At 68.5% G+C, this 17,311-nt stretch carries 20 protein-coding genes; 12 read left to right on the forward strand and 8 right to left on the reverse strand.

Translation table 11 applies throughout. The annotated features are described in order from the left end of the window. The first annotated feature begins 32 nt into the window (after window positions 1–32). Window positions 33–1,367: a histidine phosphatase family protein gene (locus H6G16_RS00770; protein WP_347238739.1), complete on the forward strand. Its 1,335-nt coding sequence runs from the start codon at window positions 33–35 to the stop codon at window positions 1,365–1,367. Further along, complete coding sequence (locus H6G16_RS00775; RefSeq protein WP_347238740.1) at window positions 1,357–2,643, forward strand: dihydroorotase; 1,287 nt, start codon at window positions 1,357–1,359, stop codon at window positions 2,641–2,643. Before H6G16_RS00770 ends, H6G16_RS00775 begins: the two co-directional genes overlap by 11 nt. Here the strand turns inward: H6G16_RS00775 and lepB are convergent. Further along, entirely contained in the window at window positions 2,606–3,250 is a 645-nt protein-coding gene (gene lepB, locus H6G16_RS00780) for a signal peptidase I (protein WP_190388467.1), read from the reverse strand. The two genes, H6G16_RS00775 and lepB, sit on opposite strands and share 38 nt — an antisense overlap. A 198-nt stretch (window positions 3,251–3,448) precedes the next feature. Between lepB and H6G16_RS00785 the strand changes: the two genes are divergently transcribed. Beyond that, complete coding sequence (locus H6G16_RS00785) at window positions 3,449–4,993, forward strand: hypothetical protein (RefSeq protein ID WP_190388418.1); 1,545 nt, start codon at window positions 3,449–3,451, stop codon at window positions 4,991–4,993. Here H6G16_RS00785 and H6G16_RS00790 read toward each other — a convergent pair. Next, window positions 4,959–5,303, reverse strand: a complete 345-nt coding sequence (locus H6G16_RS00790; RefSeq protein WP_190388419.1) for a Spx/MgsR family RNA polymerase-binding regulatory protein — start codon at window positions 5,301–5,303, stop codon at window positions 4,959–4,961. The genes H6G16_RS00785 and H6G16_RS00790 overlap by 35 nt on opposite strands. A gap of 10 nt (window positions 5,304–5,313) precedes the next feature. Next, window positions 5,314–5,676 (reverse strand): 2Fe-2S iron-sulfur cluster-binding protein, encoded by a 363-nt coding sequence (locus tag H6G16_RS00795; protein ID WP_190388420.1) that lies wholly within the window; start codon window positions 5,674–5,676, stop codon window positions 5,314–5,316. Between the two features lie 82 nt (window positions 5,677–5,758). Between H6G16_RS00795 and H6G16_RS00800 the strand changes: the two genes are divergently transcribed. Next, complete coding sequence (locus H6G16_RS00800; RefSeq protein WP_190388421.1) at window positions 5,759–6,421, forward strand: class I SAM-dependent methyltransferase; 663 nt, start codon at window positions 5,759–5,761, stop codon at window positions 6,419–6,421. A 46-nt stretch (window positions 6,422–6,467) separates the two neighbouring features. Here the strand turns inward: H6G16_RS00800 and H6G16_RS00805 are convergent, their stop codons facing one another. Both H6G16_RS00805 and H6G16_RS00810 read right to left on the reverse strand, forming a co-directional pair. Next, complete coding sequence (locus tag H6G16_RS00805) at window positions 6,468–6,983, reverse strand: inorganic diphosphatase (protein ID WP_190388422.1); 516 nt, start codon at window positions 6,981–6,983, stop codon at window positions 6,468–6,470. A 370-nt stretch (window positions 6,984–7,353) separates the two neighbouring features. Beyond that, window positions 7,354–7,812: a hypothetical protein gene (locus H6G16_RS00810; protein ID WP_242036065.1), complete on the reverse strand. Its 459-nt coding sequence runs from the start codon at window positions 7,810–7,812 to the stop codon at window positions 7,354–7,356. Between the two features lie 189 nt (window positions 7,813–8,001). Here H6G16_RS00810 and H6G16_RS00815 point away from each other — a divergent pair, with 189 nt between their 5' ends. From H6G16_RS00815 to H6G16_RS00830, 4 genes are all read left to right on the forward strand, one after another. Beyond that, window positions 8,002–9,828: a proline--tRNA ligase gene (locus H6G16_RS00815; RefSeq protein WP_190388423.1), complete on the forward strand. Its 1,827-nt coding sequence runs from the start codon at window positions 8,002–8,004 to the stop codon at window positions 9,826–9,828. Between the two features lie 56 nt (window positions 9,829–9,884). Then, window positions 9,885–10,316 carry a photosystem II protein Psb27 gene (psb27, locus tag H6G16_RS00820; RefSeq protein ID WP_190388424.1) on the forward strand — a complete coding sequence of 144 codons (432 nt, stop codon included), beginning with the start codon at window positions 9,885–9,887 and terminating at the stop codon, window positions 10,314–10,316. A 98-nt stretch (window positions 10,317–10,414) separates the two neighbouring features. Further along, complete coding sequence (locus H6G16_RS00825; RefSeq protein WP_190388425.1) at window positions 10,415–11,734, forward strand: adenylosuccinate synthase; 1,320 nt, start codon at window positions 10,415–10,417, stop codon at window positions 11,732–11,734. Further along, window positions 11,734–12,723: an adenosine kinase gene (locus H6G16_RS00830; protein WP_190388426.1), complete on the forward strand. Its 990-nt coding sequence runs from the start codon at window positions 11,734–11,736 to the stop codon at window positions 12,721–12,723. Before H6G16_RS00825 ends, H6G16_RS00830 begins: the two co-directional genes overlap by 1 nt. Here H6G16_RS00830 and cutA read toward each other — a convergent pair. Both cutA and H6G16_RS00840 read right to left on the reverse strand, forming a co-directional pair. After that, window positions 12,692–13,045 carry a divalent-cation tolerance protein CutA gene (cutA, locus tag H6G16_RS00835; RefSeq protein WP_190388427.1) on the reverse strand — a complete coding sequence of 118 codons (354 nt, stop codon included), beginning with the start codon at window positions 13,043–13,045 and terminating at the stop codon, window positions 12,692–12,694. The genes H6G16_RS00830 and cutA overlap by 32 nt on opposite strands. Before the next feature lie 31 nt (window positions 13,046–13,076). Further along, complete coding sequence (locus H6G16_RS00840) at window positions 13,077–13,868, reverse strand: precorrin-6A/cobalt-precorrin-6A reductase (protein WP_190388428.1); 792 nt, start codon at window positions 13,866–13,868, stop codon at window positions 13,077–13,079. A gap of 47 nt (window positions 13,869–13,915) precedes the next feature. Between H6G16_RS00840 and H6G16_RS00845 the strand changes: the two genes are divergently transcribed. Then, window positions 13,916–14,425, forward strand: a complete 510-nt coding sequence (locus tag H6G16_RS00845; protein WP_190388429.1) for a single-stranded DNA-binding protein — start codon at window positions 13,916–13,918, stop codon at window positions 14,423–14,425. Window positions 14,426–14,450: 25 nt separating this feature from the next. Here the strand turns inward: H6G16_RS00845 and H6G16_RS00850 are convergent, their stop codons facing one another. Beyond that, window positions 14,451–14,681 (reverse strand): hypothetical protein, encoded by a 231-nt coding sequence (locus H6G16_RS00850; RefSeq protein WP_242036066.1) that lies wholly within the window; start codon window positions 14,679–14,681, stop codon window positions 14,451–14,453. Between the two features lie 22 nt (window positions 14,682–14,703). Here H6G16_RS00850 and H6G16_RS00855 point away from each other — a divergent pair, with 22 nt between their 5' ends. The 3 genes from H6G16_RS00855 (at window position 14,704) to H6G16_RS00865 (ending at window position 17,310) form a co-directional block, all read left to right on the forward strand. Then, window positions 14,704–15,252, forward strand: a complete 549-nt coding sequence (locus H6G16_RS00855; protein ID WP_190388430.1) for a DUF2854 domain-containing protein — start codon at window positions 14,704–14,706, stop codon at window positions 15,250–15,252. 68 nt (window positions 15,253–15,320) lie between these two features. Then, complete coding sequence (gene argB / locus H6G16_RS00860) at window positions 15,321–16,199, forward strand: acetylglutamate kinase (protein ID WP_190388470.1); 879 nt, start codon at window positions 15,321–15,323, stop codon at window positions 16,197–16,199. Next, entirely contained in the window at window positions 16,192–17,310 is a 1,119-nt protein-coding gene (locus H6G16_RS00865) for a DUF3153 domain-containing protein (RefSeq protein ID WP_190388431.1), read from the forward strand. Before argB ends, H6G16_RS00865 begins: the two co-directional genes overlap by 8 nt. Window position 17,311: the final 1 nt, after the last annotated feature.

Raw genomic sequence — 17,311 nt, forward strand, 5'->3', positions numbered from 1 at the left:
CCATACGATGGGCGGCGAGCAGCCTCCAGCCCGTGCCCCTTCGGATTGTGTTGGTGCGCCATGGGCTGAGCAGCTTCAACGTGGAGCATCGGATCCAGGGCCGCGACGATCTCTCCAGCCTCACGGACATCGGTCAAACCCAGGCCCGCACCACCGGAACAGCCCTGCAAGACCTCACCTTTGCAGCGGCCTACAGCTCCCCCCTAGGGCGGGCTGCCGAAACCGCCCGACTGCTCCTGGAAGCCCAGGGCCAGGGCCTGGACGCCCAGCTCGATGGGGGGCTGCTGGAGATTGACCTGGAACCCTGGAGCGGGCTACTGCGCCGCGAGCTGAAGGACCAGTTCAGCGCCCAGGAGCGCCAGTGGCGCCAAGCACCCGAACTGCTGGAGCTGCAGCGGGCCAATGGCAGCACCTACCGCCCCCTGGAGGAGCTCATGGTTCAGGCCAAGGAGTTTCGCCAACGGCTGCTGGGTCGCCATGCTGCCGCCCTGGCGGACGACCAAGCAGCCCCCCAGACCGTGCTGGTGGTCGGCCACAACGCCATCCTGCGCTGCCTGCTGCTGGCCCTGCTGGATCTGCCGCTCAGCGGATTCCGCCGGCTGCGGGTCGACAACTGCAGCATCTCGGTGCTCAACCTCACCTCCAGTGGTGTCCAGGTGGAGTCGCTGAATGGGCTGGCCCACCTGGGGGATCCCCTGCCCGCCAAAGGAAACGGGGCGCGCCTACTGCTGGTCCGCCATGGCGAAACCGACTGGAACCGGGAAGGCCGCTTCCAGGGCCAGATCGACATTCCCCTCAATGCCACCGGCCGCTCCCAGGCCGAGGCCGCCGGCCGGTTCCTCGCCCCGGTGACGATTCACCGCGCCTACACCAGCTGCATGGCCCGGCCCCGCCAGACCGCTGAGGCGATCCTGGCGGCCCACCCCGGCGTGCCGCTCACCAGCAGCAGCGGCCTGGTGGAGATCGGCCATGGGCTCTGGGAGGGACGGCTCGAACAGGAGATCGCCGAGGGGTGGCCAGAATTGCTGGCCGACTGGAAACGGGCTCCGGAGACGGTGCAGATGCCCGAAGGGGAAAACCTTCAGCAGGTCTGGAACCGCTCCCTTACAACCTGGCAACGCATCGCCGCCGGCCTGGACCCCGACGAAACGGCCCTGGTGGTGGCCCATGACGCCGTCAACAAAACCATCCTCTGCGGCCTGCTGGGACTGGGCCCCGCTGACATCTGGGCCATCAAGCAGGGCAATGGCGGGGTGACCGTGATCGACTATCCCGACGGTGCCGAGGGCCGGCCGGTGGTGGCCGCCATGAACCTCACCCAGCATCTTGGGGGCGTGTTGGATCGCACCGCAGCGGGTGCCCTCTGAAATCTTGATCCGCCCCCTCTGGCTTCACCAGGTGCAGCTGCTGGCTGGTCCAGGCCAGGCGATGGTTACGGGCGATGCCCTGATCGACACCGATGGCGCCCTGCTGGCCTGGGGGGAGGAGGCCACCCGGCAAGCGGCCAGCCTCGAACTCAGCCCCACGTCCGCCGAGGGCTGGCTGCTGGCACCGTCCCTGGTGGATCCCCACAGCGTGCTGGAGCAGCCGCTGGGGGGACGGGCCGAGGATCTCGACAGCCTGGCCGCCGCGGCCGCCGCGGGGGGCTACGGCACGGTGGGGCTACTGCCCTGGGCCACGCCGTGGCGAGACAGGCCCGAGCGCTTGGGCCTGCGCTGGCCCGCCCCGATGGCGCTGGCCCTCTGGGGCAGCTTCAGCCAGGAGGGGGCCGATCAGGAGCTGGCTGCCCACCGGGACCAACTGGACGCCGGAGCCATCGGCCTGGCCTGCTCCGACCAAACCCCACCCCTGGCCCTGTTGGAGCGCGGCCTGCTCCTGGCCGAAATGGGCTCCCAGCCGGTGCTGGTGGCCCCTCGTGACGCCAGTCTCACCGGCGGCGGCTTCGTGCGCGAAAGCGTGGAGGCCCTGCGGGCCGGCTGGCCGCCCGATCCCGTGTTGAGCGAGACCCTGCCGCTGCAGGGCCTGCTCACCCTGGCCGAGCTCCGTCCGGCCGTGAAGCTCGTGCTGATGAACCTCTCCACCGCCGCCGGCACGGCGCTGGTGCGGCAGGCCCGGCGACGCCCCCAGGCCACCGTGGGCTGGTGGCACCTGCTGGCCGACAGCGGCAACCTTGATCCCACCGCCGAAGGCTGGCGGCTGCGGCCCTCCCTGGGGTCTCCCGAGGATCGCGAAGGCCTGATCCTCGGCCTGGCCGAGGGGGTGATCACGGCGGTGGCGGTGCACCACCTGCCCCTCGATGCGGAAGAGCAGCTGCTCCCCCTCGACCAGCGCCGACCCGGTCTCGCGGGCCACCACGGCCTGGTGCTGCCCCTGCTCTGGCAGGAGCTGGTGCAGGCTCGCGGCTGGCCGGTGGAGCGGCTCTGGCAGGCCCTGAGCTGGGGAGGCTCCGAGCTGCTGGGACGGGGTCCAGAACAGCTCAGCCCAGGATCCCGCCGCTGGCTGCTGTTCGATCCCCACCATGCCTGGACCTGGGAGCCGGAACAATCCCCCTCCCAGGCGGCCAACCACCCCCTCGCCGGTCAGACGATTCGCGGCGGCGTGCGGGCTAGCGGCCTACTGCCGGCGACGCAGTGGAGGCTGTGACGCCCAGGGCTCCTGTCTGGTTGAAGGGGTAAAAGCGCCAGAAGGCCCGGCCGATGATTTCGCGCTGGGGCAGGAAGGCCCCCCCCGGCCAGAAGCGACCATCCCAGCTGTTGGCCCGGTTGTCGCCGAGCACCAAGACATGGCCAGGGGGCACCAGGGCGTTGAGGGTGCGGCAGGGGCCCATCCCCTGGCTGTCGACGGGGCAGTGGTTCTGCACGTAGGGCTCGGGCAACCTGCGCCCGTTGATAAAGACATGGCCCCTGGGATCCACGCTCACCCGTTCCCCGGGGAGGGCCACCACCCGCTTGATGTAGGCGTCGCAGGCGGGATTGGCGATGCCCGGCAGGCTGCCCAGCAGGGGCAGGTTCACCACCAGACAGCGCAGGGGATTGGGGCTGGCACCGGCCGAGAGCACCGGATCGAAATGGTGGGGGGAGTGGAACACCACGATTTCGCCCCGACGGGGGGCACGCTGGCGATAGCTGAGCTTCTCCACCAGCAGCCGGTCCTGCAGCTGCAGCCCTGGGAGCATCGAGCCCGACGGGATGTAGCGGGCCTCCACCAAATACTGGCGAATGCCCAGGGCCACCGCCAGGGTGATCAGCACGCTCCGCCAAAAGGCCCAGGGTCCGTCCTGGGCCGCGGCATGGGCTGCGGGCCCCGGGGGCTCCTGCCCGTTCAGCGGGCCGTTGAGCTCAGGATTCTTCGGACTGTTTTCGTGGCTCAAGATTTCTGATCTCCCCAGGTTCAGGCTCGCCTGGCCAGACACGGCAGATTAGGCACCGATCCCCCCTCGCCAAGGCCCATGGCGCGCCCCCGCTGGCAAGCCCCCTCCGCTGATGCCTCGGGCCGATGGGTGCGCGGCTGGGACCGCTTCGTGGCGATCTGGGCCAGCCTCAATCTGGTGTGGGTGGCCTTCGACCTCACCTACGTGCCGCTGCGCACCTTCTGGCTGCAGCGCAACCTCTACCCGATTCCCTCCGTCCCCCTGGTGGTGCCCCTCACGGTGCTCCCGGATGTGACGCCGTTGATGGATCCGATCAAGGGGATCGAACCCCATCGGGAAACCCAGGCCTACCTGCAACAGTTCCAGCGCTTGGATGCGGCCCTGCAACAGCTGCCGACCGGCCAGGCCCCCCAGGCTGGACAGGTGGCACTGCTCAACCGCCAGGCCCAGCTCACGGCCCAGCTGATCGACAGCAATCCGTTCCTCTCCTCCGGGGCATCGGGCACCCTCGAGAAGATCAAAAACCGCCTGCGCCAGCGAGCCGACCGGGATTCGGCACGCCAGGCCTCGGGCCTGCTGCTGAGTCCGGCCTGGATCCAGGCCGAGGGGTGGAGTCGGGAACGGCGCTTCTGGAACGACCAGATCCTGCCGCTGGTGGCCACCAATTACTGGCGATCCATCGATGAGAACGGCCGCCCCACCGACCATTTCTGGCGGATCGACCTGCTGCTATTCCAGGGCGTCTTCGCCCTGGACATCCTGCTGCGCCTGATCCGGCTGCGACGCCGGCTGCCGGGTCTGAGCTGGGGGGATGCCCTGCTGAGGCGCTGGAGCGACCTGCCCCTGCTGCTGCCCTTTTGGCGCTGGTTACGTCTGGTACCGGTGCTGGAACGTCTGCAGACCTCTGGCCTGGTCAACTTTGAGCCCCTGCGGGCCGTGGTGAGCCGGGGCGTCGTGGCCCTGCTGGCCGTGGAGCTGTTCGAGGTTCTCTCGCTGCAAATCCTCGATGGCACCCAGGGGTTGATCCGCTCGCGGCGCTGGCCCCAGCGGCTGCGGGCCCTGCGCAGCCACCAGAGTGTGGCCAGCAGCAGCGACGAGCGGGAACTGGTGGAGCTGGTGCGCATCTGGGCACCCCTGTTGCTCAGCCAGGTGGCCCCCAGGCTGGCCCCGGAGCTGCAGGGGTTGCTGGGCTACAGCCTGCGCCAGAGCCTCGACCGCACCGTGGTGCCTCCCCCCCTGCGCCAGCTGCAACCCCTGCTCCAGGTGGAAAGTGGCATCAGCCGCCAGCTGGCCTCGGGGATGGTCGACAGCCTGCTGGAACTCTCCCGCAGCACGGGCAACCGCCTCTCCCGTCGCGACGATGTGCAGTTGGATCTGCTGCAGCGGTTCATCGACCGCTTCTGGGAAGAACTGGCGGCGGCCCTGGAAAGGGGCCCCGCCCTGGAGCGCTCCCAGGAGTTGCTCTGCGCCCTGATCGATGGGGCCAAGGGCACCTATGTCAGCCAGATCAACCGGGCCGGCATCGAGGCCCTGATCCAGGAGCTCGACCAGCTGATCACCGCTCCCAGCCGGGAGGACGAAGAAGGCCTCAGCCGAGAAGCTCCAACCACTCCGGCTCCTTGAAACCCGTGACGATGCGGCCGTCATCGGTCACCAGGAAGGGCCGTTTGATCAATTTGCCGTCGGCTGCCAGCGCCGCCAGGGCGGCCCGGTCATCCAGGGCCTGGACGGCTGAGGCACCGAGGGCCCGGTAGCTCTGGCCGCTGGTGTTGAACAGGCGCTGGCGGCCAAGCTGGGCCAGGGCCTGTTCGAGTTCGGCGGTGCTGGGGGGCTGTTGGGTGATGTCGATCACCTCGACAGCCAACTGACGGGTCCCCAGCCAGGCGAGGGCCTTGCGGCAGGTGCTGCAGCGGGAATAGCTGTAAAGCTTCATCCAGCTGGAACTATTTGCGGCCGACCAGGGCCTTGAGGGCGCCCACCAGGCTGTTGGAGCCCTTGCCCACGGCATTGGTGGGGCGGGTGCGCACCGTGACGTCGCCGTTGACGCTGGTGCGGCAGCTGAGGCGGAAGTTGGCGGGGCGGTCGGCCAGATACACCTCCTCGACGTCGCTGCGGGGCGAGAGGTTCTGCATGCCCTCCACAACCTCCATCACGCAGGTGCCGCACTGGCCCAGGCCACCGCAGTTGTTGACGTTGTTGAGGCCCTTGTAGGGGTTGATGCCCGCATCCAGTGCGGCCTTGCGCAGATTGGCCCCCTCGATGCAACCGACCTGCTGGCCTTCCTGTTCAAAACGGATGGTGGGCACGGTCGAGCGGGGGCAAAGTGCGCCGCCCAACTTAAGCCACGCCCGTCCCAATGCCTAGCATCGGGCCCTTCGACCTCAAGCCTTGTCCGCGTCCCACGGCTACGACCTGATCGTGCAGCAGCTGATTCCGGGCTACGCCAGCCTGGCGCGTCTGGCGGTGGCCCTGCTGTCGGTGTCGCCCCTGGCCTGCCGACCGGGGGCGGCGGTGCTGGTGGCAGGTTGCGGCACCGGGGCGGAACTGGTGGAGGCCAGAGCCCAGCGCCCCGACTGGCAACTCACCGCCATCGATCCCTCAGCCGAGATGCTGGCCGCCGCGCAGCAGCGGATGGGCAGCGAGGGCATCCGCTGGCACCAAAGCACCGTGGAAGCGCTCCAGGCGGATGCCTGCTTCGCCGGAGCCCTCTCCGTGCTGGTGCTGCAATCCCTGGCCGATGACGGCAGCAAACTGGCGTTTCTCACGGCCCTGGCCCGCAGCCTGGAGCCCGGCGGCCAGCTCGTGCTTGTGGATCTGATGGCCCCGGAACGGTCGCCCCTGCAGCACCAGGTGGAGGCCGCCTGGCTGGCCTTCCAACGGGCCAGCGGTCTCCAGGCCGATCCCCAGGCCCTCGAACCCCTGACCCAGGGACTCCATCCGATTGGCGAAGCCCGTCTCACCGCCCTGGTCAACGCGGCCGGGTTCACGGACCCGGCACGGATTTTTCAAGCCCTGGGCTATGAGGGCTTTCTGCTGCAACGGCGGCCCTGAAACAGGGCGGCTCTGAAACAACAGCGGCCCCGTACCAGGGAGAACCTCAGAGGCCGCGGGCCGACGCGATGCAGCGCTCCAGCAGCTCCGGCACCGCCTCCACATCCAACCAGCCGGCGATCTCGGTGACCCGGCCCTCAAGATTTTTGTAGGTGCGGAAAAATTCCGCCACCTCCTCCAGCTGATTCGGCGCGATCTGACGGATCGAGTGGATGTCTTTGTGCCGAAAGCCTGCCTCGGGAACACACAGCAATTTGCCGTCGTGGGCTCCGCAGTCGACCATGTCCAGAATGCCGATAGGTCGGGCCCGGATCAGACAACCGGCAAAGGTGGGCTCCTCCATGATCACCATGGCATCGAGGGGAGCGCCGTCTTCGGCGAGGGTATTGGGCACAAAGCCGTAGTCGAACGGGTAACGCACCGAGGAGTGCAGCACCCGATCCAGGGCCATCACCCCGGCCTGCTGGTTGTACTCGTATTTATTGCGGCTGCCGGCGGGGATTTCCACCACCAGGTTCACCAGCCCAGGCTCCGGGGAGGCCGGCAGATGGCGCAGATCCATCGAAGCTGGGCGAGGGATGGGGAACGGGTCGTCCTGTCACCACCGTGGCGAGGGGAACGATGACGGTCATCAGGGCAATCAGGCTGCCCAGGAGCAGGGGAAGGGCTTCGGGCCCCGGACTGTAGGGATCATCGGCACCATCGCCCTGCTGATCCTGCCCAGGCCCGTCCAGATCCGGACTGGGGGCTGGGCCACTGGCGAACCCGGTGGCAATGGAATGGGGCTGGGATTCTCGGGGAACGTCATCCATGGGGACGTGGGGGGTGCGGGCACCCGGACCACAACAGACAGGTCAAAGGACGTAGATCAATTCTGGCACCTGCAGCGATCGCCAGGCCGAACTGGGCAGCCATGGCCGGCGCACCCCCTCTCAGGCGGCGGGACGGGCCCCCTGCTGATCACGCCGGATGCTCAGATCGGCGGGACGGCCATCGAGATGGTCAAGCCGCGAACGGATGACCCGCAGCTCCTCGAGGATGGCCCCCAAGAGTTGCTGGGTGGCGGTGGAGGGGGAATTGAGCACCTCCACGGTGACTTCCTTGATCCGCAACACGTCGCGGGCGAATCGAGCCACCTCGTTGGGGTGGAACATCAGCGGATCCTTCTGATCGCTGCGGTATTCCGGATTGAGCTTGCGGGGATTGAACGGGGGATTGAGATTGCGCGGATCGGTGTTGGTGTAGCGATACACCGAAGCCCTCGATCGATTCAGCGCCTTCTGCACCTCATCAATGCCAATCAGCCCTTCGCTGGCTTCAGAAGCGGCTTCGGCCTCGGCCGCCTTCTCACCTGAAGTCAGGTCCGACCCGAGCAGGGCGCCTGAAGCCATCCCCAAAGTGTTGCCCAATGCATTGACAGAGCTGGGCTGGGGGGACATGAGACAGCTCTTGGACCGGTGGGATCGAGGCCAGACCATAGCAGCTGTTCTGGGGGCCAGCAGCAGCAATGGCCACCCTGGAGATTGCGCCCCTCAGGAGGGGGCGGTGATAGGTTCCGCGATCCCCTGAAATCCCTGGCCATGCGCGTCTCCCGCCTGATGCTGGTGACGCTCCGCGATGACCCAGCGGAGGCGGAAATCCCCTCCCACAAGTTGCTGTTGCGCGCCGGCTACATCCGTCGGGTCGCCTCCGGGATCTACGCCTACCTCCCCTTGATGTGGCGGGTGCTCCAAAAGGTGTCCCGGGTGGTGCGCGAAGAAATGGACCACACCGGAGCCCTCGAGACCCTGCTCCCCCAGCTGCAACCTGCGGAGCTGTGGCAACGCAGCGGCCGCTGGGCTGGCTACACGGCCGGGGAGGGAATCATGTTTCACCTCAAAGACCGTCAGGGCCGCGAGCTGGGCCTGGGGCCGACCCATGAAGAAGTGATCACGGCTCTGGCCGCCGACCTGCTGCGTTCCTACCGGCAATTGCCTGTGAATCTCTATCAGATTCAGGGCAAATTCCGCGATGAGATCCGCCCCCGTTTCGGGCTGATGCGGGGCCGGGAATTCATCATGAAAGATGCCTATTCCTTTCATGCCGACGAGGCCTCTCTGCGCGAGACCTACGCGGCAATGGACGGGGCCTACCGGCGCATCTTTGCCCGCTGCGGCCTGCGGGCCGTGGCCGTGGAAGCCGACAGCGGCGCCATCGGCGGCTCCGCCAGCCAGGAATTCATGGTAACCGCCGCGGCCGGGGAAGATCTGATTTTGGCCAGTGCCGATGGCCGCTACGCCGCCAACCAGGAGCGCGCCGTCTCCCAGGCCCCGGAGCCGGTGGCCCTGCCGGATGGAGTCCGCGCAGCTGGGCAGGGTGCCCCCCTCTCCACACCGAAGCAAACCAGCATCGAAGCCCTCTGTGAGGCCCATGGCTTCCACCCCACCCAAACGGTGAAGGTGCTGCTGTTGTTGGCCCGCTTCGAAGACGGCAACCAACAACCCCTGCTGATCAGCCTGCGGGGCGACCAGCAGCTCAACGCGGTGAAACTGGCCAATGCGGTCACGGCCCGGTGCTCGGCGGCCCACGGTGCCCTGCTGGACATCGCCCCCCTCAGCGCCGAGGCGGCCACCAAGGAGGGCCTGGGCCCCATCCCCTTCGGATTCATGGGGCCCCATCTGGGCGACGCCGTGCTGGAGGGGGCCCGCAACTGGGCCCCGACCTTCCTGCGACTCGCCGACCCCACCGCCACCGACCTGGACGCCTTCGTCTGCGGAGGCAACGCGGTTGACACCCACCTGGTGGGAGCCGCCTGGGGAGGGCTCTGCCCCTCTCCCGAGAGCCTGGATCTACGGGCTGCCCAGCCGGGGGATCGCTGCCAGCACGACCCCAGCCAGCGGCTGGAAGCCAGCCGGGGCATCGAAGTGGGGCACATCTTCCAGCTCGGCCGTAAATACTCGGAAGCGCTCGAAGCCCGATTCACCAACGAGGCCGGTGTCGAGGAAGCCCTCTGGATGGGCTGCTACGGCATCGGTGTGTCCCGCCTGGCCCAGGCAGCGGTGGAGCAGCACCACGACGACCACGGCATCTGCTGGCCGGTGTCGATCGCCCCCTTTGAGGTGATCGTGGTGGTGGCCAATGGGGCCGAAAGCGACCAACTCAGCCTTGGCGAACGCACCTACAACGAGCTGCAGGACGCCGGCGTGGACGTACTGCTGGACGACCGCGCGGAACGGGCCGGGGTGAAATTCAAGGATGCGGACCTGATCGGCATCCCCTGGCGGGTGGTGGTCGGCCGGGGCGCCGCGGCAGGCCTGGTGGAACTGGTGGAGCGCTCCACGGGCCACAAACAGGAGCTGCCCGCCAGCAACCTGCTTGCGGCCCTGCTGCCCAGCCTCCAGACCCAGCGACGGGGCCTGGAGATCTGAAGTCTTCTGGCCCCTCCAGAGGCGGCTTCTAGGATTGGATCACTTGCAAAGTCCCCATGGCCGCTGTGCTCACCACCATCAGCCAGCGGCTGAGGCTTCTCTCCCGGCTGGCCATCGCCCTGGTGCTCTGCCTAAGCCTGGCCTTGACCGCCTGCAGCTCCAGTGCCGGCGGCCTGACGGGAAATTATGTCGAGGACACCGTGGCCGTGGCCGACAGCCTGCTGGCCACCCTTGCCCTGGGCGCTGACGATCCCGGCCGCAGCGAGGCCGAAACCCAGGCCCGCTCCTTGATCAACGGCTACATGGCACGCTACCGGCCCCGCAGCACCGTGAATGGCCTGGGATCCTTCACCACCATGCAGACCGCGCTCAACTCCCTGGCCGGTCACTACACCAACTATCCCAATCGGCCGGTACCCGACGCCCTGAAGGAGCGCATCAGCAAGGAACTCAAAAAAGCTGAAACCAACGTCGTCCGCGGCGCTTGACCCCTACGCCCCCCGCCGGGGCCGCCCGTTCACTTTGACGAACGGCCCCCTGATCTGAGAGGCTCACGCGTTGTGCTCAGAAGCGGCTGCGGGCCGCTGTGTCCTTGGCCAACGTTGTCGTCATCGGTGCGCAGTGGGGTGACGAGGGGAAGGGCAAGATCACCGATCTGCTGAGCCGCTCCGCCGACGTGGTGGTGCGCTACCAGGGCGGGGTCAATGCCGGTCACACCATCGTGGTGGACAACAAGGTGCTCAAGCTGCACCTGATCCCCTCCGGCATCCTCTATCCCGACACCGTCTGTCTGATTGGCTCGGGCACGGTGGTGGATCCCAAGGTGATGCTGGGCGAGCTGGACATGCTCGCGGAGAACGGCATCGCCGTGGATGGCCTGCAGCTGGCCTCCACCGCCCACGTGACCATGCCCTACCACCGCCTGCTGGATCAGGCGATGGAGCAGCGCCGCGGCGACCGCCGCATCGGCACCACCGGCCGGGGCATCGGCCCCACCTATGCCGACAAATCCGAGCGCAACGGCATTCGCATCCTCGACATCCTCGATGAAGGCCGCCTGCGTGATCGCCTGGCCGGGGTGCTGGCGGAGAAGAACGAGATTCTCACCAAGCTCTACGGCCTCGACCCCCTCGATTTCGAGGGGGTGGTGGCCCAGTACGTCGGCTACGGCCAGCGGCTCGCCCCCCATGTGGTGGATTGCACCCGGGCCATTCACCAGGCCGCCCGCGCCCGTAAGAACATTCTGTTCGAGGGTGCCCAGGGCACCCTGCTCGACCTGGACCACGGCACCTATCCCTACGTCACCTCCTCCAACCCGGTGAGTGGCGGAGCCTGCATCGGCGCTGGCGTGGGCCCCACCCTGATCGACCGGGTGATTGGCGTCGCCAAGGCCTACACCACCCGCGTGGGGGAAGGCCCCTTCCCCACCGAACTCGAAGGCAGCCTCAACGACCACCTCTGCGACCGCGGTGGGGAATTCGGCACCACCACCGGTCGACGCCGCCGCTGCGGCTGGTTCGACGGGGTGATCGGTCGCTATGCCGTCGAAGTGAATGGCCTCGATTGCCTGGCCATCACCAAGCTCGACGTGCTTGACGAGCTCGATGAGATCCAGGTGTGCGTCGCCTACGAACTCGACGGCGAGCGCATCGAATACTTCCCCAGCAGTTCCGAAGACTTCGCCCGCTGCCGGCCGATCTTCGAAACCCTGCCCGGTTGGCAGACGTCCACCGCCGACTGCCGCAGCCTCGAGGAGCTGCCGGCCACGGCCATGAGCTATCTGCGCTTCCTGGCCGACCTGATGGAAGTGCCGATCGCCATCGTCTCCCTGGGCGCTAACCGCGACCAGACCATCGTGGTGGAAGACCCCATCCACGGTCCCAAACGAGCCCTGCTGAGCGTCTGATGACCAAGACCTTCGACGTTGTCGGCATCGGCAACGCCATCGTGGATGTGCTGGTGCAGGCCGATGACGACCTGCTCGACAACTTCGAACTCACCAAGGGCACCATGGCCCTGGTGGATGAACAGCAGGCCGAGACCCTCTATGCCCGCGTGGGGCCAGGCCTGGAAACCTCCGGCGGCTCAGCGGCCAACACCCTGGCCGGTGTGGCCCAACTGGGGGGCCGGGCCGGCTTCATCGGCCGAGTGCGCAACGACCAACTCGGCGGCATCTTTGCCCACGACATTCGCTCGGTTGGCGCTCGTTTTGAGACACCCGCGGCCACGGAAGGGCCCTCCACCGCCCGCTGCCTGATCCTGGTGACCCCCGATGCCCAGCGCACGATGTGCACCTACCTGGGCGCTTCGGTGGGGCTGGATCCGGCCGATCTCGATCTGGAGATGGTGGCCCAGGCCAAACTTCTCTACCTGGAGGGCTACCTCTGGGACAGCGACGACGCCAAAGCGGCCTTCATCGCCGCGGCCGAAGTGGCCCGCGCCCATGGCGGCGAGGTCGCCCTGAGCCTGTCCGATGCCTTCTGCGTGGAGCGCCACCGCGACAGCTTCCAGGAGCTGGTGGATGGCCACGTGGACATCCTCTTCGCCAACGAGATGGAGATCACCGCTCTCTACAAGGCCAACAGCTTTGAGGAGGCCGCCGACCAGGTGCGGGGACGCTGCCAGGTGGCGGCCCTCACCCGCAGTGAGCTGGGCTCCGTGATCCTCAACGGCGCGGCCAGCCACACCATCGAGCCCTTCAGGCTCGGGCCCCTCGTGGACACCACCGGCGCGGGTGATCTTTACGCCGCCGGCTTCCTGCACGCCTACACCCAGGGCCAGGATCTCGAGGCCTGTGGCCGACTCGGCTCCCTCTGCGCCGGCCAGGTGGTGACCCAGCTGGGGCCCCGTCCCCAGGGATCCCTCAAGGAGCTGGTGGCCCAGCATCTGGGCTGAGGCTCTCCGTGAGCCACTGGCCATAGCCCCCGGCGGTGAACGCTATCCAGTGGATCCACTCGGGGGTCTGATAGCTGTGCAGGTCCAGCAAGGCTTCGCGCAGGGGCTCCAGCTGCTCGGGGCTGGTTTTCAACAACAGCTGCACCTCCTCCTCCGCCGTGACCCCTCCCTGCCAGCGGTAGTGGGACTGCACCGGCAGCAGGCTGGCGCAGGCCACCAACCGGCGCTCCAGCAGCGTCGCCGCCAGGGCGCGGGCCAGATCAGGACTGGCTTCCGTGGTGAGCACCAGCGCAATGGACTGGGCCGGGGGGGATGGGGGCATGGGCCGCGTGGAAGACAGGGCCATGGTGAGGTCAGAGCCCCGGTGGTGGAAGCAGGGCATCCAGGACCTCCAACAGGGCCCCCTGGGCGAGGAGCTCCGAGCCCTCGGGCTCAGGGGGTCGGGCCAGCAGAATCAGCCGCAGCCCCTCGCGGCTGCACAGGTGCCGCCAGAGCCGCTCGGTAGCTCCCCCCGACTGGCGCGCTAGCACGGTGCCGATCCGCCAGCGACGCAGCAGGGCCCCCTCCACCGCCAGGCCTGCACCAGGGCGCAGGCAGGCCACCCGCTCGGGGGACAGGCCAGCCGCCATCGCCTGTTGGAGGGCGTGGGCACGCGGCAGCAGCCTGGCGTGGTGCCGGGCCCCAGGGCTGCAGGCCACGGCCTGGCCCAACTGGCGAGCGCCGATGGCCAGCAGCAGGGACTCGCCCTGGAGGGGGAGGCCACGGAGCTCCTTGAGCTCGGGGAGAAGGGTGGCCGGGCCCTCCGGAATGGGCCGCTGCAGGCGCAGCAGCCGTTGCCCGCGGCGCCTGCAGACCGCGGCGAGCTGGTGGCTCACCTGGCGGGCAAAGGGATGGCTGGCATCCACCACCACCCCATAGGGCCGCCCAGCGGCAGCGGCCCTGGCCAGTTCGGCCTCCACACCGGCTTCGTCCCCCAGGGCGCCGACATGGATGGCCAGCCCCGGATGGGACCGGTAGGCCTGGGCCGCGGACGGACTGACCACACTCACGGTGAGCTGCCAGCCCCGCTGGAGCAGCTGGGCGGCCAGCTCTGGCCCCTCCCCCGTGCCGGAAACCAGCCACAGCCGCGGACAGTCCTGGTGCATTTCAGGTCGGTGCATCAGGATGGGGCCCCACCCATGGTTACCGGGGAGTGAATCACTGTCTGATTGAGGTCGAGGTGCTGGAAGCGCCCCAGGTGCGCTACACCCAGGACAACCAGACGCCGGTGGCGGAGATGGCCGTCCAGTTCGACGGCCTGCGGCCCGACGACCCCCCGTCCCAGCTCAAGGTGGTGGGCTGGGGCAATCTGGCCCAGGAGCTGCAGAGCCGGGTGCAGGTGGGTCAGCGGCTGATGCTCGAAGGGCGGCTGCGCATGAACACCGTGACCCGTCAAGATGGGGTCAAGGAAAAGCGTGCCGAATTCACCCTGGCACGACTCCATCCCCTCGGCAGCAGCGGGGCAGCCCCGGCCATGGCGCCTTCCCCTGCCGTTCCCCAGCCCCAGGCCAGTGCCGCCCCGGTGCGCCGGGCGCCAGGCCCCTCCGCGGCGGCCCCGAGCCCAGCGGCCGCCCCAGCCCCGCAGGCGGCCAGCCAGCCCCCCACCTGGAACACCTCGCCGCTGGTGCCGGATCTGCCTGAGGACGACGACATCCCCTTCTGAAGCCTCGGCCGGGTGGGGTGCCCGATCAGTCCGCCGTGGGGCGGCTGGCCTGGTGCTCACTCACCTGGTCGAGCAACTGGCCCAGTTCCCGCTCGAGAGCGGCCAGATCCAGGCGCCACTCGGGCCAACGGCCGGCATCGATCTGGCGCAGCAGCCAGAGCCGGTCGGCCCGCAGGGTCTCGATCAGCTCACTGGTGGTGGGCTCGGTCGCCGTCGTGGTGGGCTCGGTCCCCATCGTGCTGGTCTCAGTCGCCATGGGGATACAGGAAGATGGCTGAATGCAAGCCATTCTCTCCCCCGGCAGCCTCGTCACGATTGCTGGAGCCGTGCTCACGGTGGTCGGTTCGATCGCCTATGCCACCGACAGTCCCAACCTGAGCCTGCCGACGATTTTCTACGGCATTCCCATCTTCCTGGGCGGCCTGGCCCTGAAATCCTCGGAACTCCCCCCTCCCCAGCGCCTGACGCCGGCCGCCCGCTTCAAGGCCCTGCGGGATCTGCCCGAGAGCGAACCCCTGCGCAAGCTGTTGGCCGACGTCGATCGCTGGCGCTACGGCCAGAAAGCCCACCTGGAGAGCTCCCTCGAAGTGCTCAAGCTCTGGGACGAGGAGGCCCCGCCCCAGCTCCTCACCATCGAGGAACTCGACTGTGACGGCCGCTACGGCCTCAAACTCTGTTTTCGCTGCGAAGGGGTTCCCCTGGAGCGTTGGCAGGCGCAGGCGGAACGGCTCGGACGGTTCTTCGGACCCGGGCTGACGGCCGACATCCAGCCCGGCCGCCGCGACGAATTCAGCCTGGCCCTGGTTCCCCAGCCCGCAGCGAGCTAACACCAGGCTGACGGCGTTGCCGCATCGCACCGCGTCCCACTCCCCGCGCCCCCAGCCCCGAACCCTTGATCAGCAATCAGGACACCCTGAGGGTGTCGGTCCTCAGTGAGGCCCTCCCCTACATCCAACGCTTCGCCGGCCGCCGGGTGGTGGTCAAGTACGGCGGTGCGGCCATGGTCAACGCCGATCTGAGGGACGCCGTTTACCGCGATCTGGCCCTGCTGGCCTCCGTCGGCGTTCAGCCGGTTGTGGTGCATGGCGGCGGCCCGGAGATCAATGACTGGCTCACCCGCCTCAACATCGAGCCGGCCTTCCGCAACGGACTGCGGGTGACCACCCCGGAGACCATGGATGTGGTCGAAATGGTGCTGGTGGGCCGGGTCAACAAGCAGATCGTCAACGGCCTCCATCGGGTCGGGGGGCGGGCCGTGGGCCTCTGCGGCAGCGATGGCTCGCTGGTGCGGGCCCGCACCTACGCCGAAGGGGCCAATGGGCTGGTGGGGGAGGTGGCGGCGGTGGACCCCTCCGTGCTGTTTCCGCTGCTCGACGCGGGCTACATCCCGGTGATTTCCAGCGTGGCCGCCGATGAGGAGGGGCAGGCGCACAACATCAATGCCGACACGGTGGCCGGGGAACTGGCGGCGGCCCTCCAGGCGGAAAAGCTGATCCTGCTGACCGATACGGCCGGAATCCTGCGGGACCGCCACGATCCGGCTTCCCTGATTCGGCAACTCAGCCTGGCCCAGGCCCGGGACCTGATCCGCGACGGCGTGGTGGAAGGCGGCATGACCCCAAAGACGGAGTGCTGCATCCGGGCGCTGGCACAAGGCGTGGCCGCGGCCCACATCGTCGACGGCCGGGTGCCCCATGCCCTGTTGCTGGAGGTGTTCACCGACGCGGGCATCGGCACGATGGTGGTGGGAAGCCAGCGCAACTGCCATGCCTGATGCGCAGCTGGCGCAGGCCCGCGACCTGCTGGAGCGGGGCGACTACGGCCGGGTGGTGCGGTTGCTCGAGCCCCTGACCCGCGAGCATCCCCCTGCCACCCAGACCGGAGCAGAGATCCAGCTGCTGCTGGCCACGGCCTGGATGGGTCAGGGGGACCCGGCGCGGGCCATGGTGTGCTGTCGCCTGATCAAGCGCTGCCGGGACGCAACCCTGCGGGCCCAGGCCGAGGATCTGATCACGGTGCTGGAAGCGCCGGCCCTGGAACGGCCCCGGGAGTGGTCGATCACCCTGCCGGATCTGGGGACGGCCGAGGCCATGGGCGGCCAGATGCAGCAGCTTGCCCGCCAGCGGCGCCGGTCCAACAAGCCACCGCCGCCGCCGCCACCGCCGGTGGGGCCGACCCAGGCCCCGATCGGATTTGCCGTGCTGGCGATCGTGCTGCTGCTGCTCACCGTGCTGCTCGGTGGCTGCATGGAGGTGCGCACCGAGTTGTCGTTCCAGGGGCCGGGGCGACTGCAGATCGCCCACACCCTGGTGAGCCCTGGCCCCCAGCCCAGCCCCTGGCAGCGCCAGTTCAGCCAGAGCCTGCAGGCCCAGGGCTTCCACCGCAGCCCAGATCCCGCCTCCCTGCCCCAGGGGGGCGTCGCCCAACGGCTGGCCAGCCCGGTGCTGGCGGCTCCCAGGGCCCTGGCGCTGTTGACGGCCAATCTGGAGGAAGCGGCCCGGCTCGGTGGCTTCAGCCTGCCCACCCCGACCCTTCAACTCGACGAGCGGAACTGGCTGGTGGGGGTGTGGCAGACCCTGGAGCTGGGGGTGGATCTGCGGGAGATCGCCCCCCTGCCCGGGGTGGGCGCCAGCGTTGCACTCACCCCCGTCCGGCCATCGGCCGTGGAGCAGGCCTCCCCGGAGGTTGCCACCCCGGTCCCCGGCCAAGCTGGCCTGGTCTGGCCCCTGCGCTTCGGAGCACGCAACAGCCTGCGGCTGCACTGTTGGCGCTGGAGCAGCCTCGGGCTGGGGGGTCTGCTGATCGCTGCAGCCCTCACCCTGGTGCTGGCCCTGGAGCGGCTGCGCCGGCTGCTGGGCTTCGGCCTGCCAGAACTGCCGGCCTGAA

This window comes from Cyanobium sp. FACHB-13342, assembly GCF_014697415.1.
Lineage (GTDB): Bacteria > Cyanobacteriota > Cyanobacteriia > PCC-6307 > Cyanobiaceae > Cyanobium_A.

Coding starts and splice junctions, on each gene's coding strand:
- H6G16_RS00850 (WP_242036066.1), bottom strand. CDS start 14,681: ATGGCGACTGAGACCAGCACGATGGGGACCGAGCCCACCACGACGGCG.
- cutA (WP_190388427.1), bottom strand. CDS start 13,045: ATGCCCCCATCCCCCCCGGCCCAGTCCATTGCGCTGGTGCTCACCACG.
- H6G16_RS00785 (WP_190388418.1), top strand. CDS start 3,449: ATGGCGCGCCCCCGCTGGCAAGCCCCCTCCGCTGATGCCTCGGGCCGA.
- H6G16_RS00815 (WP_190388423.1), top strand. CDS start 8,002: ATGCGCGTCTCCCGCCTGATGCTGGTGACGCTCCGCGATGACCCAGCG.
- psb27 (WP_190388424.1), top strand. CDS start 9,885: ATGGCCGCTGTGCTCACCACCATCAGCCAGCGGCTGAGGCTTCTCTCC.
- H6G16_RS00790 (WP_190388419.1), bottom strand. CDS start 5,303: ATGAAGCTTTACAGCTATTCCCGCTGCAGCACCTGCCGCAAGGCCCTC.
- H6G16_RS00830 (WP_190388426.1), top strand. CDS start 11,734: ATGACCAAGACCTTCGACGTTGTCGGCATCGGCAACGCCATCGTGGAT.
- H6G16_RS00840 (WP_190388428.1), bottom strand. CDS start 13,868: ATGCACCAGGACTGTCCGCGGCTGTGGCTGGTTTCCGGCACGGGGGAG.
- H6G16_RS00865 (WP_190388431.1), top strand. CDS start 16,192: ATGCCTGATGCGCAGCTGGCGCAGGCCCGCGACCTGCTGGAGCGGGGC.
- H6G16_RS00805 (WP_190388422.1), bottom strand. CDS start 6,983: ATGGATCTGCGCCATCTGCCGGCCTCCCCGGAGCCTGGGCTGGTGAAC.
- H6G16_RS00810 (WP_242036065.1), bottom strand. CDS start 7,812: ATGGCTTCAGGCGCCCTGCTCGGGTCGGACCTGACTTCAGGTGAGAAG.
- H6G16_RS00855 (WP_190388430.1), top strand. CDS start 14,704: ATGCAAGCCATTCTCTCCCCCGGCAGCCTCGTCACGATTGCTGGAGCC.